The organism is Variovorax soli NBRC 106424 (assembly GCF_001591385.1).
In the GTDB taxonomy this organism is placed as follows: Bacteria; Pseudomonadota; Gammaproteobacteria; order Burkholderiales; family Burkholderiaceae_C; genus Variovorax; species Variovorax soli.
Genome location: NZ_BCUU01000100.1, coordinates 1 through 18,706, shown reverse-complemented (window position 1 = coordinate 18,706; position 18,706 = coordinate 1). Strand labels below are relative to the sequence as shown.

At 61.2% G+C, this 18,706-nt stretch carries 16 protein-coding genes, 1 tRNA gene and 2 pseudogenes; 12 read left to right on the top strand and 7 right to left on the bottom strand.

Annotation, left to right across the window (positions count from 1 at the left end; genetic code table 11):
* The first annotated feature begins 152 nt into the window (after positions 1 to 152).
* The 4 genes from VSO01S_RS21900 to VSO01S_RS21885 all read left to right on the top strand — a co-directional run bounded on the left by VSO01S_RS21900 (position 153) and on the right by VSO01S_RS21885 (position 2,395).
* Positions 153 to 229, top strand: a tRNA-Asp gene (locus VSO01S_RS21900).
* 252 nt (positions 230 to 481) lie between these two features.
* Positions 482 to 1,600 (top strand): AAA family ATPase, encoded by a 1,119-nt coding sequence (locus VSO01S_RS21895; protein WP_068644915.1) that lies wholly within the window; start codon positions 482 to 484, stop codon positions 1,598 to 1,600.
* The gene (locus VSO01S_RS21890) at positions 1,600 to 1,926 is read left to right on the top strand and encodes a TubC N-terminal docking domain-related protein (RefSeq protein ID WP_068644914.1); all 327 of its coding nucleotides are present in this window, start codon (positions 1,600 to 1,602) and stop codon (positions 1,924 to 1,926) included. The genes VSO01S_RS21895 and VSO01S_RS21890 overlap by 1 nt, the downstream gene beginning before the upstream one ends.
* Before the next feature lie 130 nt (positions 1,927 to 2,056).
* Positions 2,057 to 2,395 (top strand): hypothetical protein, encoded by a 339-nt coding sequence (locus VSO01S_RS21885; protein ID WP_068644913.1) that lies wholly within the window; start codon positions 2,057 to 2,059, stop codon positions 2,393 to 2,395.
* A gap of 446 nt (positions 2,396 to 2,841) precedes the next feature.
* Here the strand turns inward: VSO01S_RS21885 and VSO01S_RS21880 are convergent, their stop codons facing one another.
* The 3 genes from VSO01S_RS21880 to VSO01S_RS27280 all read right to left on the bottom strand — a co-directional run bounded on the left by VSO01S_RS21880 (position 2,842) and on the right by VSO01S_RS27280 (position 4,987).
* The gene (locus VSO01S_RS21880; RefSeq protein ID WP_153305362.1) at positions 2,842 to 3,303 is read right to left on the bottom strand and encodes a hypothetical protein; all 462 of its coding nucleotides are present in this window, start codon (positions 3,301 to 3,303) and stop codon (positions 2,842 to 2,844) included.
* Between the two features lie 13 nt (positions 3,304 to 3,316).
* Positions 3,317 to 3,634 carry a hypothetical protein gene (locus VSO01S_RS27900; protein ID WP_153305361.1) on the bottom strand — a complete coding sequence of 106 codons (318 nt, stop codon included), beginning with the start codon at positions 3,632 to 3,634 and terminating at the stop codon, positions 3,317 to 3,319.
* Positions 3,635 to 3,940: 306 nt separating this feature from the next.
* Positions 3,941 to 4,987: a hypothetical protein gene (locus VSO01S_RS27280; protein WP_153305360.1), complete on the bottom strand. Its 1,047-nt coding sequence runs from the start codon at positions 4,985 to 4,987 to the stop codon at positions 3,941 to 3,943.
* 267 nt (positions 4,988 to 5,254) lie between these two features.
* Here VSO01S_RS27280 and VSO01S_RS26865 point away from each other — a divergent pair, with 267 nt between their 5' ends.
* From VSO01S_RS26865 to VSO01S_RS21845, 7 genes and pseudogenes are all read left to right on the top strand, one after another.
* Positions 5,255 to 8,335, top strand: a complete 3,081-nt coding sequence (locus tag VSO01S_RS26865) for a CapA family protein (protein ID WP_084242033.1) — start codon at positions 5,255 to 5,257, stop codon at positions 8,333 to 8,335.
* 96 nt (positions 8,336 to 8,431) lie between these two features.
* A complete protein-coding gene (locus VSO01S_RS26860) occupies positions 8,432 to 8,704 on the top strand; it encodes a transposase (protein WP_084242032.1) in 273 nt (90 codons plus the stop codon).
* A 77-nt stretch (positions 8,705 to 8,781) separates the two neighbouring features.
* Positions 8,782 to 8,886 (top strand): annotated as a pseudogene (locus VSO01S_RS21865) (transposase); the annotation flags it as partial.
* Positions 8,887 to 9,619: 733 nt separating this feature from the next.
* The gene (locus VSO01S_RS21860; protein WP_306301716.1) at positions 9,620 to 10,729 is read left to right on the top strand and encodes an extracellular catalytic domain type 1 short-chain-length polyhydroxyalkanoate depolymerase; all 1,110 of its coding nucleotides are present in this window, start codon (positions 9,620 to 9,622) and stop codon (positions 10,727 to 10,729) included.
* A gap of 349 nt (positions 10,730 to 11,078) precedes the next feature.
* Positions 11,079 to 12,107, top strand: a complete 1,029-nt coding sequence (locus VSO01S_RS21855; RefSeq protein WP_068644908.1) for an IS110 family transposase — start codon at positions 11,079 to 11,081, stop codon at positions 12,105 to 12,107.
* A 304-nt stretch (positions 12,108 to 12,411) separates the two neighbouring features.
* The gene (locus VSO01S_RS21850) at positions 12,412 to 13,167 is read left to right on the top strand and encodes a TerC family protein (RefSeq protein ID WP_068644917.1); all 756 of its coding nucleotides are present in this window, start codon (positions 12,412 to 12,414) and stop codon (positions 13,165 to 13,167) included.
* 195 nt (positions 13,168 to 13,362) lie between these two features.
* Complete coding sequence (locus VSO01S_RS21845; RefSeq protein WP_068644916.1) at positions 13,363 to 14,484, top strand: IS5 family transposase; 1,122 nt, start codon at positions 13,363 to 13,365, stop codon at positions 14,482 to 14,484.
* Between the two features lie 54 nt (positions 14,485 to 14,538).
* Here the strand turns inward: VSO01S_RS21845 and VSO01S_RS21840 are convergent, their stop codons facing one another.
* The gene (locus tag VSO01S_RS21840) at positions 14,539 to 15,426 is read right to left on the bottom strand and encodes an SDR family NAD(P)-dependent oxidoreductase (RefSeq protein ID WP_068644907.1); all 888 of its coding nucleotides are present in this window, start codon (positions 15,424 to 15,426) and stop codon (positions 14,539 to 14,541) included.
* A 17-nt stretch (positions 15,427 to 15,443) separates the two neighbouring features.
* The gene (locus tag VSO01S_RS21835) at positions 15,444 to 15,914 is read right to left on the bottom strand and encodes a 2,4'-dihydroxyacetophenone dioxygenase family protein (protein WP_068644906.1); all 471 of its coding nucleotides are present in this window, start codon (positions 15,912 to 15,914) and stop codon (positions 15,444 to 15,446) included.
* Between the two features lie 178 nt (positions 15,915 to 16,092).
* On the opposite strand from VSO01S_RS21835, the gene VSO01S_RS28045 reads away from it, so the two are divergent.
* Entirely contained in the window at positions 16,093 to 17,136 is a 1,044-nt protein-coding gene (locus VSO01S_RS28045; protein WP_161944466.1) for a helix-turn-helix domain-containing protein, read from the top strand.
* A 42-nt stretch (positions 17,137 to 17,178) separates the two neighbouring features.
* Here VSO01S_RS28045 and VSO01S_RS21830 read toward each other — a convergent pair.
* Both VSO01S_RS21830 and VSO01S_RS21825 read right to left on the bottom strand, forming a co-directional pair.
* Positions 17,179 to 18,174 (bottom strand): annotated as a pseudogene (locus tag VSO01S_RS21830) (AraC family transcriptional regulator); the annotation flags it as partial.
* Positions 18,175 to 18,346: 172 nt separating this feature from the next.
* The coding region (locus tag VSO01S_RS21825) for an integrase core domain-containing protein (RefSeq protein ID WP_153305359.1) at positions 18,347 to 18,706 on the bottom strand (360 nt) is incomplete at its 5' end.

Genomic DNA, 18,706 nt, shown 5'->3' with positions numbered 1-18,706 from the left:
AGGCTGAAGCGTGGTAACTCCAGTTTCCCAGACCCTTCCGGATGAACACCGATCTATTGAAACACTACACCTAGGCCCTGCGCATCGCGCTCGGGCTCGGGCCCTTGAAACTTCAAGGGCCCCGGCTACAATCTGCACGCGCAACAGATCCTGGAGTGGTAGTTCAGTTGGTTAGAATACCGGCCTGTCACGCCGGGGGTCGCGGGTTCGAGTCCCGTCCACTCCGCCAGTATTTTGGGGTTTGCCCCAATGAGAAAAGCCACCTTCGGGTGGCTTTTTTGCGTCTACCCATGTTCTTAGCCCCTTTTCGTCGGCTGCTGTTTTGCAGCGTTCTTGGCCGCCGGAGGGGCGGGGCTGCACCAGGCCTTGGGGGCAGAGGTCAGGACGCGTTTGCGCCGGTGCTGGGCGGACCAGGCGGGCGTCGAAGCTGTGCGCGCGGCCTTGTATGCCGGTGTGCCGGTGCCTGGTGATGGCGTGATCCTTGCGCGCGGCAGCATGCTCAAGCCCCAGGCCCATTGCCTGGCTGTGGCGCGACTGGCTGGCGCAGTCAAAACTGCACATCCTGGCCGGCGCGCCGGGTCAGGGAAAGACCACCATCGCCCTCACGCTGGCAGCCACCATCTCGATGGGCGGACGCTTTCCGGACGGCGCACGCTGCGAGGCTGGCAACGTCGTCGTGTGGTCGGGAGAGGATGACCCCGCCGACACGCTTTTGCCGCGCCTGATCGCGGCCGGCGCCGATCCGGCAAAGGTCTTCTTTGTCGATGGTGCGCGGCTCGATGGCGAGGTGCTGCCCTTCGACCCGGCCCGGGACATGGTGCCGCTCATGTCGGCGATTGACGTTGTCGGCGGGGCGAAGCTGCTGATCGTCGATCCTGTCGTATCGGCGGTGCTCGGCGACAGTCACAAAAACACTGAGGTTCGCAGGGCGCTGCAACCGTTGGTCGACCTCGCCGTTGCGACCGATGCGGCGGTGCTGGGCATCAGCCACTTTTCCAAGGCCGGGCAAGGTCAAGACCCGACGCAGCGCGTCGTCGGCTCCGTGGCCTTCGCCGCCGTGGCCCGCGTGGTGCTGGTGGCCGCCAAGGTCAAGAACATGGAAGGCATCGACCGCCGCATCCTGGCGCGATCGAAGTCCAACATTGGGCCAGACGATGGTGGCTTCGAATACTACCTGGAGCAGATCGAGGCACTGTCCGGCATTCAGGCATCGCGGGTGGCGTGGGGACGAGCGGTGGCCGGGTCGGCGCGTGAGCTGCTGACCGATCCGAACGAGGACGACGATGGCGAGAAGTCCGCCACTGACAGCGCGGAAGACTTCTTGCGGGAACTGCTGGCCGATGGGCCAATGCCGTCCAAGCAGGTGAAGGCGGACGCGGCGGAGGCGGGTCATGCGTGGCGGACCGTGCGCCGCGCTGCCGATGACATGCAGATCGTCCGGAAGAAGGGCGGCATGGACAGCGGGTGGTACTGGCGACTGCCTGAAGGTGTCCAAAATACTGCGAAGGTGTCCATTCAAAACGATGGACATCTTCGGGAAAATCTGGACACCTTCGGCGATGGCGGCCCGGCTCCGGCCGACGCCGAGGAGGAATTCTGATGCAGCCCGCCGACCTGTTCCGGATGCTTCACGATGCCGGTGTGACCGTCCGGGCCGATGATGGAAAGCTGCTGGTGCGCCCCGCCGAGCTGCTGACCGACGAACTGAGGACGGCCATTCGGGACTACAAGCCCGATCTGTTGGCGTTCGTGGCCAAAGCCCACCGCACCACCACCGAGCTTCTTGCCGCCGCCATGAAAGTCTGTGATCACTACGGCGACAGCGACAAGGCCCGAGCCGATATGCGCGTGGATGTGCTCGCCACCCCGGTGCATCTTCGCGCCGACCTACTGGAGCACTTCTGGCAAACCCGGCCTACGCCATGACCGGTGCAACCAGCTCAAGGAGGCGAGTCATGACGGTGACCACGAAAAAGGCCGGCACAAGCCGAACCAAGACGCGCGCACTGACCCGAAGACGCCAGCACCAGTGCACACGCCCGCTCAAAAGGGACGCATGGCGACGATGGCATCCGTCAATGGCGCGGTGGCGATGCAGGCGTATCAGGGCAACCTCATGGGCAAAGACGCGGACTTGCAGACGATGGTCGAGCAACTGCGGAAGACCTTCTCGGCGGTCGGCCGCAATGACCTCTCCGATCTTGAAGCCATGCTCGTGTCGCAAGCGACGGCATTGCAAACGATCTTCACCAGCTTGGCGCGCAGGGCCTCGCTTCAGGTTCAGTTGCGTCACTACGAAACTTTCCTCGGTCTGGCTTTGAAAGCGCAGAGCCAGAGCCGCGCAACCATCTCGGCATTGGTCGATCTGAGGTATCCGCGCCAGTGGCTTTCGTGAGGCAGGCGAACATCGCGCAGGGGGCGCAGCAGGTGAACAACGCCAGCGCCGTAACGGGCCCTGCCGCGCGCGCGGAAGAAATCGAGCCCACGCAAAACAAACTATTGGAGGCCGATCATGGGAAATGCAGCGGCGGGCTGGACTCCGCAGCGCCGGCAACGACAGCGAGAAGCGATCCAGCGGAGGAAGCCATGGCTTCGATCCACAGGCCCCGTCAGCCCCGAAGGTAAGGCGGTGGTTGCGCGCAATGCCTATGCAGGTGGCCTGCTGGCACCGCTGCGCGCGGCCGTGAGCGACTTGCACAAAGCGATGCGCGAGCAGCGTAGGCTATTGTGATGAGCACGGGCGCTTGCATGGTAGGTGAGGCGCTGCCCTGCGCCGCATTGCGGGGCCAACGATGTCACCGTGACAGGCGCCTTACTTGTCGCCCGTCACGTACTGCCGCACTATTGAATGGCTAGGAAAGCATCTATCTCCGCGCCGGTTGCGCCGGTGTTGCGGACAGCCCGCTGCAGGGCCTTGAGCATCCTAGGTCGATGAATCGGGTTCGACTGGTAGCTCTCCGCCCATCTATATTGGGCCAGACCATTGACCGCTGTCACCACGTCATCCTCTGCATCCAATGCCTGGAGGTATGCCTTGATCAGTGCCGCGCCCCGGAACTTATTATCCTTCATGATCGGGGTGCCATCGACGTAGGTTAGCCCGGCAACCGATGGCGGCAGGTGAATGATGCTGTCGGGCGATGCGTCAACCAACAGGATGAGCCGATCCCAGAACCACATGGGCAAACTGTGGGCAAAAACTTCATCCATTTGCGCCATCGTGGAAGGCAGGGGAATGTCGGCATTCGTGCCCCGCGTGCCTGCCCCGATTACGTACTCGGCCCATTTGGCCGTTCCTTCCATGGCCCAGGCGCCTTTAAACATGGTGTAACTGTTCCAATAGATGTGGAACCTCATGACCCACTATTGGGGTCGTGGTTGCCGGGAAATTGGCGAAGTGCCTGGCGATATCGATTAGCAGCGCGCAATCGTTGGTCTTGATTGGGACGTTCGGATAAACCGAATGCTCGTCATAAGCCAAGCCGTTGTACGCGCCCAAATCTTTGACGGAAATATCGATGTACTTGACAGCCCTATAGCGCGAGCTTTCCATCGGGTCACGAAATCCTAGGGAATTCAACGCGAGGCGCACGAAGTTCGCCTGTCGTGCCACATTCTCCACGTAGTCGGGCACCCCATTGGCATTCGGATCCCTGTTGTCCAGATTGGCATGGGCCCCACTGTTTGCGTATAGAAACCCGGAATGGCGAAATCTCCTCATATTTGTGCAGAGGTTCCACATAATGGCCGTCCGTCCCCCTAGCTGTTGTGCCGTTCGAGCAAGGCGCCGCGACTTCTGAGACGACATTGACTGGCCTGGATACCGCAAGGCACGCCGCCACTACGCCTGCCGCGCATTGAGATTTAATCATCTACTTCTTATTATTATTCGGCCCGGGCACGCCATGCAATATGCCCGAGCCTTTGCGTCCTCCCCCTCCTAGTTCATGGTCAAAAACCCCTCAATATCGTCATAAACTTGGTCGGGCTGTTGATGGTTTTTCATGCCAGTGCTCGAAATAGCGCGCTGAATGACTTTAAGTACTCTTGCGTCATGCATCGCATGGTTCTGATTTCCCGAACCCCAATCATATTCAGGCCATCCGTAGAGCTGTGATACCACGGCATCCTCTGCATCAAGATATTGATAGAACCTGCTGAGAAACCCGAACCCACGGATCTTGTCATCTTTGAAAATGAGCGATCCATCCACATAAGTGGCATTTCGCAACTCTTCCGGCAGATCAATGGAGTCTTCGGCCGGGTCCATGATCTTCGCCAGGCGACTCCAAAAATTGTACGGGTAGGTTTGACTGAACACAGTTGTCTGCATTTCTTCCATCGTTTGCGGCAGTTTCTGTGTTGGGTCAGGGTGATTCATAGTGCCGGTACGGATGATTCGCTCCGCCCAATTGGCGGTCGGCTCAATGAACCAAGATCGCTTCATCATTGAATAACCATATTGGAATAGATGGAACATTTCATGGGCCATGATGCTCCATGTGCCTGGATAATTGGCAATGCCACTTGAAAGGTCAATTCTGATTGCGCAGACACCTCCCCTCTGAGGGACGGCTCCCCATATTCCTGGCTCGCTGTAGGCGGCCCCGCCGGCAATGTTGCCCAAATTAATGTCTATGTGTGTAGCGGCGCGATATCTGCCACTCTCCAGCGGATCGCGAAACCCGACAAGGTTGTACGCCTTCCTGGCAGCGTCTGCCTGTTTTTCAACATTTTCTACATAGTCCGGCACGCCGTTGCCATTTAGGTCCGTTTGAATGACCAGCGCATGTTCGCCGGCAAGAGTATAAAAAACGCGAATGCCATTGCCCGACACCTCATACTTTTCCGTAAGTGATGGAACTAGGCCCGTGGTAATTTGGCTCACTGGGCACGAGGTTATTGGCTGCGCATTAACGACCTCCAGGCTGGCCAATACCCCAAAAAGCAGAATTGAAATTGCCTTTGGCGTGCTTTTAAATATCATCAAGCCACTCCTTTTTTCACTATTGACGCTTGGGATTTGCAAAGAGTGTGTTACTCCTCTTGCGAGTCAAAGTCTAGCTGGGAAGAGTTAATTTACCCGTAAGGTATTGCACTCACCCCTGCAATTTCTGACGCACACCAATTCCAATTGACCAACTTTCGGACGCGTCTTGTTGGTGATCGGCGTCGCTGCTACTTAAGGTTGTATGTGGCATGTCGGCGAATTTGATCGATATGTCTTTTCCTAGAAATTTGAATTAAGAACGCCATGAGCAAATCTGAGAAAAAAAACAAACTTGACCACTCGGTGGTTATGTGGGGCGGTGATGTCAATCTCGGCCGCCGCCAACACTATCTAGTGCACGAATTCGACGGGAGGGTCTTGCCGAACGAGCTGCTGCACACAGCAGATCTCGCCATTGTGAATCTCGAATGCGTGGTCGCCACTGGCGGACAACTTGGAGTGGCTAAAGGCGAGCGATCTCCCTACTACTTTCGGGCGCGCCCGGAAATGCTGCGACTCTTGAACGACGCCAAGATTGGATTGGTCGCCACGGCCAACAACCACAGCGGCGACTACGGGCCACAGGCGCTACTCGAACAAGCGGGCTGGCTCAATGCGGAAGGGATTGGCCATGCGGGCAGCGGCGCCAATCGTGAAGCCGCTTTTTCGCCGGCATACCGGCAGGCGGGAGCCTATACGGTTGCCCTCTTTTCTATCGATGCCACGATGCGCAGTTTTGCCGCTGGCGAAACCACGCCAGGGCACGCGTTTCTGTCGCTGTCCGATCCAGCGGCTTGGTTCGCTGCGCTCGCGCCGCGTATCCAGCAAGCTCGCAAGCGCGCGGATGTTGTATTCGTGGCCGTGCATTGGGGGCCCAATCTCGCGACCGCGCCAGCAGCCGACGAAATTGCCTGCGGCCATGCATTGATTGACGCAGGCGCGGATGCAGTACTCGGTGCCTCTGCCCACGTTTTGCAGGGGGTGGAAATATACCGTGGGCGTCCGATCATTCATGATGCGGGCGACCTGTTGTTCGACGCTGTCACACGCTCTAACGAGGACAGCGGCCTCTTTGCTTTGGAGTTTGACGCGGATGGTGTTCATGGTGTTCAGTTCACGCCGCTGGCGGGTGACTTTGGCCGAACCGCACGTCGCGTAGGCGAGGATGCAAAGCAAGCCAGCGAGCGATTCATCGCCTTATGTGATGCCCTCTCGTCGGGTGGCCGCGGCTTATGGAAAATGAAAGCTGATGGCAGTTGCAAGCTCAAGCTCTCGCCTCCCGACCGGGAGCACGCCGCAGCGCCTGTGCGCACGATGCGCCCGGAATGGAGCGTTGCGGCGGTGCCCCAAGACGCGGTCCTCGCGCAGCCGTTGACGTTCGGCCCGCTGCGGCTGCTGGGCATGCGCGCGTGTACAGGTGAAAAAAATGCGCCCAATCTGGTGTTCGTGGACAGCTACTGGAGCTTGATCGAACCCACAAGCCAGGATTGGCGGCTGGACCTACGCGCGACCGCGGCCGGTGTCAAACCTGCTGTGGATTGGGGCCGCAGTTTCGACCATGATCCTTGCGATTGGATGTGGCCTACTTCGCAGTGGGAGCCGGGTCGCATTTATCATGACCGGATAAGTCTGCGGCCATCGGGCGTGTTGCCCAAGACAGCCGCTACGCTGCAACTTCAAGCGCGAGCGGTCTCGGCGGCCGAAAGACCAGCCTTGGTGTCGCTACCACGACGCATTGAATGGACGCCACCGCAAAACATTCCGTCTGGCGGGGAATCATGGCCAGTCTACAAGCTGCTGCCATTGGATCAGCTTCCCCCGGATGCAGATGACCCTGATGTAGCGTGGACTGCCGATCAATTGCGCGCCGTCACAGGCGGTCGCTGGATTGTTCAACCGCCACCCGGCTGGGGGGTTCAGGTAGTCACGAATCTCAGGGGACAAGTGAAGAGCCTGCAGGTTCCCGGACTGTACGTGGCACACGACTACGACACGCTATGGGCGCATGAACGTTTAAGCGTTCGAGGCCCGAATAGCTATGACAGGCACCGATTCCTGCCCGAGTTGTCGCCCAAACTCGCGGGGGGTCTTGTCAAACATGACGTGCAGGGGCTCGACCCATCTTTTCCGAGGCTTCAAGTTGATGATCCCGTTAAAGCCATGATCGAACTGGGCGCGACGGCACGCCAGAGAATGCGCGGTCGTGTCGTTGCGGTCACTGGAAGCTCCGGCAAATCGACTGTCAGCGCCATGGTGTCGCATGTTTTCGGCGCCGACATGCGCGTGCGTGCCTCGGTTGACAACTACAACTCGCGAGTCGGCATCATGCACACCCTGGCCAATGCCCCTCGCGCTACCGATATGGTGGTTCTGGAAACTGCGATCAGCGCTATCAACGCTCGGAATTTCCAGTTCATCAAGCTAGCTAGGCCGGACGTGGCCGTCATTACCAACATTGGCGACTCGCACATGAAGCCGGGAGAAACCACGTTCGATGTTGCGAGGCGCAAGGCAAACATCTTTCAGGGCATGGTCCCGGGCGGCTGCGCGGTGATATGCGCGGACGCCGAGCACGCCGAGTTTATTGTGAGCAAGGCGCGTGAGCGGGGACTGCATGTGTTGACATACGGGCTGGCCGAGAATGCCGACCTGCAACTGACTTCCTATGAGCCGGCGACCGGCGAAGTGCGCGTCAGTGACCATACACAAGGTACGACGCAAAGATACAGAATCGGCGCGCCCGGACTGCACATGGCCGTCAATAGCTTGGTCTGCATGGCCGTAGCCAAGGCATTGGACCTCCCATTCACGAGCCAACGGCTATCAAGTTTTGAACCCCTTGGCGGGCGCGGCCAGGCTGTTTTTGGGCGCGTGGGCGCGGCTGAAATCAAGATTATCGATGAGAGCTATAACGCTAATCCCCTGTCCATGGTTGCCTCACTCCAGTGCTTCGGCCAAGGATCGGTCTCCGGTCGCAAGGTATTGGTACTTGGAGACATGCTAGAGCTGGGTGACCGCACAAAAGAGTTGCATCTGGAACTGGCCAGCGTCATTGCCCGATGCAGCCCTGCAATGGTGTTCCTACGGGGCGAGAATATGGAACAACTGCTGCGCCCTCTCTTGGGTGTGCACAAACTCCCGCATGCAAAGCACTTCTCAACCCTTGCGGAATTGGAGCGCGCGCTGGCGGCTGAACTCAAACACGGTGATTCAGTGCTCGTGAAGGGATCAAACGGCATGCAACTTTGGAAATGGGTCGAGAAGGTTGCAGGGGCCGCAAAAAAACCACTTTCGCCGCAACCGTCGCTCCCTTCCAACACCACAAATTCCCAGGAGTACGCATGAGAAAAGTAGCCGGCTTGTAAGCGCGCGGTGATCCCATCTTGAGATCGAGATGTGTGTCCATGACGATGGTGTCCACCAAGGATTTGGGCGGACACCATGGAAGACTCCAAGCGCGCGAGCCGGCGGCGCCATGCGGACGATCTCAAGCAAGGGGTGCTGGCGGCCTGCGCCGAACCTGGAGCGTCGGTAGCGCAGGTGGCGCTGGCGCACGGTCTGAACGCCAACCTCGTGCACAAGTGGCGGCGCCTGTCTGGGACGGGTATGACGTGCAGCGATCGGCAAGACGAGTTCGTTGCGCTTGCGTTGCCTGAGGCTCCGGCGTGCTTGGTGACATCCGCTTGGAGTTGCGCCGCGGCGCCATCGCGGTGAACGTGATGTGGCCGTTGAATGCGTCGAGCCAGTGCGCCGCCTGTGAGCCTCAATCCTGAGGCCCAATACGAGATGCCATGAGCAAGCAGAGATACCCCGAAGAATTCAAGATCGAAGCGATCAAGCAGATCACCGAGCGCGGCCACAAGGTGGCTGATGTGTCAGCCCGGCTTGGCGTCAGCCATCGCGTGCGTCCGCTGGCCCACGTGAGATAGCTCCTTTTACTCACTTTTCCGTATGGCGGGCTCATTGGGCGGGTAGAAAAGAAAACGGGCCGCGAAGGCCCGTTTTCTTTAGACATATGGTGGAGCAGGCGGCTACCCCCTTGGCCAAGGCAGGCATGAAGAACAGCCCCCTGAAAGCCCGCGCAAGCGACAACTGTCGCGCTGAACTTCTCGGGCTCTGAATGCGCGCAATGTTCTCACGCGCAACCCATTGATACTGAAGAACTCTTGATGCGATTGCCCTGACTTTTCAAGTCCGAACTAGACGTTTTCGGATTGATCTCATTGGCAGGCACTTGCCTCTCGGGCCCAATACGGAACTCGCATCCGAGAGTTCCCCATTTGCGCGCTACTCGCTCGCAATGGGCCCTCTTATCTCTGTGAGGCGATCTCCGATCAAGTCCGCGTGAAGCGAACCTGCGCTCATGAACGCCACAGTTTCGGTGCATCACGCGCATCGAAGCATCCTTCGTTTAGTTCACCATGCTTATCCACGTATTGGGGCTGGCGGGCGCGCAGTCGCCCCTCTGGCTCACTGCCTTTGATCATTTTTTGGCCGTGCTTTCGAGCAGACCCCTCTCCCAAATCCTGAACCGGGAACGCCGCCGGCGGCGACGTCAGCAAGCCGCCGTAGCGCACTACAGCCGGAGCATGGAAGACTTCCCGGAGCTCGCCGCAAGATGAGCAGCACATGGCATCCTTGCGCGTTGCGCCCTCTCAACCTCGCCGATGCATGCGGGCGGGAACTGGCCGACGACATGGCCAATCACCTGGGGCAAAACGAACGGCCCACGTGGTGGCCGCTCCTGCGGCGGATTGGGCAAGTTGTTGCTCGAACAGCGCCTGCGTTCGCGCGCCATTGGCAATCGAAGTCCCCGATCGAGGCCCCATGAGAGGACGGGATCCGATAGCGCCGTCGATCGAACTTGGCAGTTGGCTCGCTGGACTGGCGACTGGTCCGGGCGGACCGCGACGCTATTACCTGTACCAACCACCGAACTTGCGGGCGGAGGAAGGGCACCTGCCAGTCATGGTGATGCTCCACGGTTGCGGGCAGATGGCTATGGACTTCGCCCGGATCACGCGCATGCATCAGTTGGCTGCGCGCGAGCGCTTCTTCGTGCTCTATCCAGAACAGGATCGGCTTGCCAATTCCAAGGGATGCTGGAACTGGTGCGAACGCACCTCGGGCTTGGCGGTGGCCGAGGCAGCGACACTGATGGCCGCCATCAATCAAGTCTGCAAGCAGTACTCGACGGATCCGCACCGCATTGCCGTGGCTGGACTGTCGGCGGGTGCGAGCATGGCCGCCCTACTGGCGAGCCTCTTTCCGCAACGCATCAAGGCAGTTGCCATGCATTCCGGCGTCGCACCAGGCGCCGCCATGTCGGCGCTTACCGCTATGAGTGCGATGACCGGACTACACGCCCCGCCCATCACGTTCACCGCCGTCGGCAAGGCCGTACGTGCCGCGGCCGCCGGCACCACGCTGCCTGGTCTGTTCGTGCTCCATGGCGACGCTGACGATGTCGTCGCACCAAGCAACGCCGACAGCACCGCCGGCATCTGGTCCATGGCCACCGGATCGGCCATAGGGACCGAACGAACTTGGCAGCATGAGGGGCGGCACGCGGTTCATGAGACGGAATTCACCCGCAAGGGCCGCACTATCGTTACGTTGTGCAAGGTTCAAGGTCTCGGTCACGCATGGAGTGGCGGGACGACGGGCTTGCCTTACAGCGACATGAGAGGCCCCTGCGCGACGCGCATGTTCTGGAACTTCGCCAAGTGTCAGTTCTAGCCAGCGCCGAACCAGCACTTCAAGGCGCAAGTGCCGCAAAGCGTCTGACGTTGACACCCGCAGCGTTGCTGCCGTCCCACCTGAGGTGGATCGAGTGGCCACAGGCAGGACTGATTGACCCGGCTGCTGAGCAACGGCTCGGCCCGCGAATTCACTGCCGGGGAACCACCATGCCGCGCCGGCGGATCCCTCAAAGGCGGCTTTGGTTCTTGTATTGTTTGAGGTGTCGGGGTGAGGGACTCTGTGGTGCATCGGCAGCCGCCTGCTGACCGACCTCGCGAGTTTTCTCCCACCCCACCCTCCAGCGTCGATCAGGAACTGAGCGGCACAGTGCGCCTTGCGGTGCACCGTGACCACCGATCTGAAGGCAAGCCAACGCGACGGATGGGTTCACCCCGACGTGGCCATTGTCTTCATCGGAGGTACTCCCATGCAACCGTCTACCTTGTTCGTCGGCGTGGACATATCCAAGGCCGAGCTCGTCATTTGCATCGCCGGCCAGCGGCCTTGCAGCATTGCCAACGACGCAGCCAGCATTCGCGCCTGGCTGCGCACGGTGCCTGCGCATGCACTCATTGCCATGGAGTCCACTGGACGCTACCACGCCTTGTTGGCGCAGCTTGCTTATCAAGCCGGTCTCCAGGTCTACGTGCTCAACGCCCGTGACGTCTTCTTTTACGCCCGGGCGCTCGGCACCCGCGCCAAGACCGATGCTGTGGACGCCGTGGTGATTGCGCGCTATCTGGAGCAACATCACTGCGCACTTGCATCCTTGGCACCCCGGCAGCGCCACCCAGCAGCAGCTGCAGGAATTGCTCGTGCGCCATGCACAGGTAGTGGCGCATCGAACCGCCTTGACCCAGGCGTTTGTCGGCGTGCCGACGGCGCGCAGTTGGCAGGGTTGAACGCGGCCTTCCAGGCGCTGCTCAAGTCCATCGATGCGCAGGTACAGCGCCTGATCGACAGCGACGCGCGCATGGCCCGCGGGTACCGACTGCTGCTTACCATCACGGGCATCGGCCCGCAATCGGGCGCCTTGTTGACCACGCTGTTCAGCCGCCTCGAGTTCGCTAACGCAGACGCATTGGTGGGCTACAGCGGACTGGATCCGCGTGCGAACGATTCCGGTACTCGGCATGGGCGCCGGCGATTGAGCAAGAAGGGGCCGGCGCTGTTGCGCCGCCAGATGTGGCTGGCCGGCTTCTCCGCCAGTCGAAGCAAGCTGTTCGCACCGTGGTACCAAACCTTGCGCGCCAAGGGCTTTGCCTCCACTGAAGCCATCGTGATCATGGGGCGCAAGCTGCTGCGCGTGGCCTTTGCAGTTTGGAAGAGCGATCAAGCGTTCGACTCCCAAAAGCTTGGGCCCAAACCGGCTTGACGAAAACAATAGAACCTCGCGACGACTGTTGCCGACGACACACTGCCATCGTACAGATGAGCTGCGCGCCCCGATATCCGCGACCACCACCCTTCGGAGCTCCCGTCGAGATGTGCATTTAGAGGTGGACATCCTCGGCCGCCAGCCACCAACGCTTCAAAGCGGGGTGCTTAGACGCTTGCGATGAGTGAACTAGTTCGCCGGCGAGCAGAGGCCGCTCCGCCGGAGGCAGCGACGTAGACCGGCCCGGGGCTGCCCAAAATGGGTGACACTGCGCGCCATCACAACTTGCAACATGCACCCCATGACCACGCTGCTGCTGGATCCGAACGTCTGGTTCGCCTTCGGAATGCTGACCGCCCTGGAGATCGTCCTGGGCATCGACAACATCATCTTCATCTCCATCCTGGTGGGGCGTCTGCCGCCCGAGCAGCGCGACAAGGCGCGGCGACTGGGGCTTGGCTTTGCTATGGGAATGCGCCTGCTCCTGTTGCTGTCGCTAAGCTGGGTCATGGGACTGACGGCGGACTTGTTCACCGTCGCAGGGCGCGGCATCAGCGGTCGCGACCTCGTCCTGCTGCTCGGCGGACTATTCCTACTCTACAAAGCTTCACACGAGATCTTTGTCGAAGTCGAGGCGCGTGAGGAGCAGCGGCCCAAGCCAACATCAGACAGCGGCACGCCAGGTGGGGGCTCCGCACAATTCTGGGGCATCATCGGCCAGATCGCGGTGATCGACATCGTTTTCTCGCTCGACTCGGTAATCACCGCGGTCGGCATGGTCGATCAGATCTCGGTGATGGTGGCAGCCGTTGTCGCTTCCGTGGCGGTGATGCTGGTCGCGGCCAAGCCGATCGGCGACTTTGTCGACCGGCACCCTTCTGTCAAGGTGCTGGCGCTCGCCTTCCTGGTCATGGTGGGCATGGCACTGACGGCCGAAGCCTTCGATCAACACGTGCCAAAGGGGTACATCTATGTCTCTATGGCTTTCTCGCTGGCAGTCGAAGCGCTAAACATTCGTGCGCGCGCAAGGCGCAAGGCGCTAGTCGCCACCGAGTAAGTCAATTGGGGCAACGTAGAACGCCTTGCCAACTAGGCGCGCCGTAAGCGCGCGGTGATCCCGTCTTGAGCTTGGCTCTTGTGTAGATCACGATGGTGTCCACCAAGGACTTAGCAGGCTGTTGAAATTCCCCTCGCCGTAAACCATCGCGCGCCCGAGCCGTTGCAGGTGAAGATCAAGCTGCAGGAGGCTGGGATGCGCGGAAGCGACGAGGTACAGGAAGGTCTGTTCAGCTTCTCCAAACTGGAGGACTTCGTTCCGGCACAGCACCCGCTGCGCTCGGTGCGCGAACTGGTCAACCAGGCGCTGGGCGGGCTCAACGAGTTGTTCAACCGGATCTACAGCGATTCGGGCCGCGCCTCCATCCCGCCGGAGAAGCTGCTGCGCGCGATGCTCATCCAGATCCTGTTTTCGGTGCGCAGCGAGCGCCAATTGATGGAGCAGGTGCGCTACAACCTGCTGTTTCGCTGGTTCATCGGGCTGGCCATCGACGACGAGGTGTGGGACCACTCGGTGTTCTCCAAGAACCGAGACCGATTGCTGGCCAACGAGGTGATCGAGCGCTTCTTCACCGAGGTGATGGCGCTGGCGGACAAGCAGGGGCTGCTGTCCAAGGAGCATTTCTCGGTGGATGGCACCCTGATCCAGGCGTGGGCCAGCCACAAGAGCTTCGTGCCCAAGGACGGCAGCGGCGACGACAGCAGCAGCGGTGGAAGCAGCGCTGGCTCAGGGCGCAATGCGCTGGCCGACTGGCGCGGCAAGCCGCGCAGCAACGACACGCACGCCAGCACGACCGATCCGGACGCGCGGCTGTTCAGGAAGAGCAACAACACGGCTGCGGTGCTGGGCTACCAGGGTCACGTGCTGATGGAGAACCGCTCCGGGTTGGTGGTGGGCGCGGTGGTGACGCATGCCGGCGGCACGAGCGAACGCACGGCGGCCTTGAGCATGCTGGACAAAGTGCCTGGCGCTGGCCGCAAGACGCTGGGCGCGGACAAGGCCTACGACACCCGAGACTTCGTGCAGGCCTGCCGGCAGCGAAACGTGACGCCGCACGTGGCGGCCAACGTGACGCGGCATCGCGCCAGTGCCATCGATGCACGCACCACACGACACGACAGCTATGCGCTGAGCCAAGTCGTTCGAAAGCGCATTGAGGAGCACTTCGGATGGGGCAAGGTCATCGGACCCATCAGGCAGACACTGTATCGGGGCATCCGCAAGGTCGATCAGCAGTTCAAGCTCACGATGACGGCCAGCAACCTGGTCAGGATGGCCCGAATGCTGGGCAACGAGGCCCAAGTCGACCCGGCATGAGGGGCAAGGAGCGGCAGAACGCCGCTCGCCACTTGGCCTCGACCAAGGCCGGAATCAATCCAGCACTTCTTCGACCCATGGCAGCAAGGGCCGGTGATGTTCAGTCGACTTGAAATTCAACAGCCTGCTAGACGCGCACCTGTCGCAATGGACGCTGCCGGCGGAGCGCATGAAAGCGGGTAAAGAGCATCGTGTGCCACTCTCGAGTCGCGCGAAGGCGGTGTTGCAGGCGGCACGCGTGATGGCATCGGCGACGACCTCAGCTGGCGCACCCTTAGCGGCATAGAAGGCCTGCAGCCTGGCCAGTTGCTGCGCGCCGATGCCCGGCGCTACGTTGCGTGTATTGCGCGTGATGGCAGTATCGATGATGCCGGGACACACCACCGTCATGCCCACCTGCGATTCGCACAGCCTCAGCTCGAGCGACACGGACTCCGACAGGCCAATCACCGCCGACTTGGAAGCGGCGTAGGCGCTCATGTTGGGCGCCGGCGCGAAGCCCGCGAGCGAGGCGACGTTGACCACCCAACGGAAGCCGCCCGCCTCATGCATCGCAGGAAGGAAGCTGCGCAGCCCGTGCACAACGCCCATAACATTGGTGTGCAACGTTCGATCCCAGGAATCCACTGGGCTGTCGAGAAAGGCGCCCAGGTAGCCAATGCCGGCGTTGTACACCAGCACGTCGATCGCGCCGCCGTCCTGGTGCACCGCCTCGGCCAGGCGCTGCATTGCGGCCTCGTCCCGCACGTCCACGCTGTGCGTGCTGCAGCGACCGCCCGCCGACACGATGGCGTCGCGCACCGAATGGAGGCTGGCCTCATCGAGGTCGCTCAGCACCATTTGCGCGCCTTCCCGGGCAAACGCAAGGGCGGTGGCCCGCCCGATGCCAGAGCCCGCGCCGGTGACCAAGACGCGTTTGCCGTGCAGATTCTTGATGCACATGGCCCAACCCGCGATCTTCAGCCGAATGCGGTAATGTCTACCGGCTCGACGGCGGCAGCCGTACAGAAAGCCAGGTAGCGGTCGACGCCACTCTTCCAGCTTTCTATGGCGAGGATCTGGTCCTGCTCGTTGACGAACAACAGGTCACCTACCACGATGTTCAGGGTGATGACCTCCTCGCCATTCTGCAGCGCCTGCGGAGTGTGGCTCGAGCCCGCCGTCTCAAAGACGATGCTGCCCGGGCCGGCAATCCAGTCGTGCTCCACGTACTTCCAGCTGCCCTTGACGGTGTAGACGATCACCGTGCCGGTGTGGCGGTGCCGGGGCATCACGGTGCCCGCGGGCGCCTTGAGCAGCGTGATGGTTTCGCCGCGGATCGGATCGCACTTGAAATACTTGATCAGCACCTCGTTGCTGTAGGGTGCGAAGGGCACCCATGGAATGGATTCGTCTTCGATGACTGCGGTATGGATCTGCTCATATAGCATGGCTTGCTCCAGTAGTGGGGGACCTGTCTAGTGACTAGCATCGCCACCGCCGTGGTGAGACTCGATGGCTTACAAGAATGATGAATTTCCGCACGACCCGCGACCAATTCATTTGCAGACACCTGCCTGTCACTTTCCGACATTCAGGGGTTTTCCCCGAAGGCCGGGGAGCCATGGCATGACGACAGCCGCCGCCAGGCGCATACCGGTTCGCTACCTCTCCCTGCTGGTCGGCTCGCTGGGCATGCAGGGGGTGGACACCACTGGCCTCCTGCGGGACGCGGGCCTCGAGGCCAGTCGTTTCGACAACATCGCAGAGATGCTGGCGCCGGCCGAGGTGGAGGCCTTCCTCACCTCCGCATACCACCTCACGGGCCGAACCGACCTGGGCTTCGAGGCGGGCCGGCTGATCAAGCTCAATTCGCACGACATCCTCGGCTACGCGATGCTGAGCTGCCGCAACGTGGACCATCTGCTCGCCCTCACGAGCCGCTACTACCACTTCATCAATCCGCTCTTCTCGATGCGCTATCGGCGGTTGGCGGACGTGGGCGGCGAGGCGGTGTTCAACCCCGTGGCGGCGATGCCGCTGCGCACCATGTATTTCGTGATGGAGGCGATCGCCGTCTCGGTGCAGAACCAGTTCATACTGCTGTTCGGCGCGGACAGTCCCGCCTTCGACGTCCGCATGGGCATGCCGGTCCCGGCCCATCGCTTGCGCTACCTGGAGTTGCTGCCGGCGCGATTCCATTTCGACGAGGGCGCCATGCCGGCAGTGACGCTGCAGATTGGCGTCCGCTCGCTGGAGCTGCCGTTACCGATGGCGTCGCCGGCCACAGTCGAGCAGATCGAGAAGCAACTGAGCGCCAGCACGCGCCGGCCGGCGCCGCATGGCGGATGGACTGAATACATCACCATGCTGCTGCGCGAAACCGACAGGCAGCTCACGCTCGACGAGATCGCCGGCCGGATGAACATCTCGGCACGCACGATCGATCGAAACCTCAAGAAGGAGCACCTGCAATTCCGTGACCTGGCGCAGCAGGTTCGCTTCGAGCGCGCGCAATCCCTGCTCGCGCGGCCAGGTGCGACCGTGTCAGGCGTCGCGCAGCAACTGGGTTTCAGCGACGCGGCGAACTTCACCCGCGCATTCCGCCGTCATTCCGGACTGACGCCGACTGACTTCCTGAAGACCTTGCCTGTTGCCGGCAGCGTCGGGTAGTTTGGGATCGACGTCTCCCGCCAGCAGCGCCTGGTAGTCCGTTGGCGTGACCGCAAAGCGGCGACGGAACGCCCGCGAGAAGTTGGCCACATGACTGAACCCCACCGACTCAGCCACCTCCGAGACCGTGGCATGAGGCACGGCCAGCAGTTCCCTTGCCCGCTCGAATCGAACCTGGTGAAGCAATTCGCGGAACTGCACGTTTTCCTTCTTCAGGTTGCGGTCGATCGTGCGTGCCGAGATGTTCATGCGCAGGGCGATGTCCTTCATGCTGACATGCAGGCCCTGGGTTTCGCGCAGCAGCATGGTGACGTAGTCGCCCCAGCCGCCGCCGGCCGTCGGACGGCGCTTGCTCTTGGCCAGTTGCGCCTCGACCTGCGCCACGGTCAGCTCCGACGCCAGGGGTAGTGGCTTCTTCAGCAGCTCGGGCTCGACCCGCAGCGTGACGGCAGGAATGGCAGCGTCGTCGAAATAGAAGCGCGCGGGCAGCAACTGCGCGTAGCGCGCAGCATGTGCCGGCACCGGCATGCCCATGCGAATGTCGAACCCGTTTTCCTCGGAGCCGAGCATCATCATGATCTGGTTCTGCACCGACACGCCGATCGCTTCGATGACGAAGTGCAGCGTCCTGACGGGCATTGCGACGATGGGCGTGAAGATCGCCTCGCCCACGGACTCCGTGCGCCGGTAGCGCATCGAGAAGAGCGGATTGATCAAGTCGTAGTGGCGGCTTGTCAGCCGCAGCACGTGGTCGAGGTCGCGACAGCTGAGCATGCCGTATCCCAGGATGTCGTGCGAGTTGAGCTTGATGAGCCGCCCCACTTCGAAGCCCAGGTCCGTGCGCCCAGTCATCTCATGGGCGGCTTCGAGGAACGCGTGCACCTGCGCCAGCTTCAGCTTCCCGTTGCGGCTGTCGATGCACGCCGGCTCGATGCCGGCGAGCTGCAGCAGGCGCGGTGTGTCTACGCCCTGCGCCTCCAACGAACTCAGAAGCAGCGAGAAATAGCGCCCCGGCAGGTGGCTGGGGGTGGACGTCATCGAGCGAATCGGGCAGGTGCAGGTCCGAGTGCCGGCAGATGTCTGAAATTGATAAGCAAGTGTCGGTCTCGGAATTGGTCAACACCGGTCGAGCTGTTCATGATGAAGGTGCACCCATTCTTTTGCTTTCAAACTGTCCGCGTGATGTTGCCCCCGTATTCCCGGCCCCGTCCTATTCGCAATAAAGCGCCTGGTCCATCGATGCCTCCTGGCGCGCCTGCGCGGCCTGCTGCCGCCTGAACTCTCGGGGTGAGCACATTTTCAACGACGAGTGCGGATGCACCTCGTTGAAGTGCTCGAAGGCGGCAGGCAACTGCGCAAGCACCGTTTGTGCGTCACGCAGGTCCATGCGCGCCACGTAATCGCGCTTGAACGTGTTCACGAAGCTCTCGGCCATGCCGTTGCTCTGAGGACTGCACACCGGGGTGTTGATGGGCTGCAAGCCCAGCGAGCGTGCAAGCGCTCGCGTGTCCGTCGCGATGTAGGCCCCGCCGTTGTCGCTCAGGAATTCCAGACGGTGGCCCGCGGGGAC

Coding starts and splice junctions, on each gene's coding strand:
- VSO01S_RS21890 (WP_068644914.1), top strand. CDS start 1,600: ATGCAGCCCGCCGACCTGTTCCGGATGCTTCACGATGCCGGTGTGACC.
- VSO01S_RS26860 (WP_084242032.1), top strand. CDS start 8,432: ATGGAAGACTCCAAGCGCGCGAGCCGGCGGCGCCATGCGGACGATCTC.
- VSO01S_RS21835 (WP_068644906.1), bottom strand. CDS start 15,914: ATGCTATATGAGCAGATCCATACCGCAGTCATCGAAGACGAATCCATT.
- VSO01S_RS27280 (WP_153305360.1), bottom strand. CDS start 4,987: ATGATATTTAAAAGCACGCCAAAGGCAATTTCAATTCTGCTTTTTGGG.
- VSO01S_RS21860 (WP_306301716.1), top strand. CDS start 9,620: ATGGCATCCTTGCGCGTTGCGCCCTCTCAACCTCGCCGATGCATGCGG.
- VSO01S_RS28045 (WP_161944466.1), top strand. CDS start 16,093: ATGACGACAGCCGCCGCCAGGCGCATACCGGTTCGCTACCTCTCCCTG.
- VSO01S_RS21845 (WP_068644916.1), top strand. CDS start 13,363: ATGCGCGGAAGCGACGAGGTACAGGAAGGTCTGTTCAGCTTCTCCAAA.
- VSO01S_RS21850 (WP_068644917.1), top strand. CDS start 12,412: ATGACCACGCTGCTGCTGGATCCGAACGTCTGGTTCGCCTTCGGAATG.
- VSO01S_RS26865 (WP_084242033.1), top strand. CDS start 5,255: ATGAGCAAATCTGAGAAAAAAAACAAACTTGACCACTCGGTGGTTATG.
- VSO01S_RS21885 (WP_068644913.1), top strand. CDS start 2,057: ATGGCGACGATGGCATCCGTCAATGGCGCGGTGGCGATGCAGGCGTAT.
- VSO01S_RS21880 (WP_153305362.1), bottom strand. CDS start 3,303: ATGGAAGGAACGGCCAAATGGGCCGAGTACGTAATCGGGGCAGGCACG.
- VSO01S_RS21840 (WP_068644907.1), bottom strand. CDS start 15,426: ATGTGCATCAAGAATCTGCACGGCAAACGCGTCTTGGTCACCGGCGCG.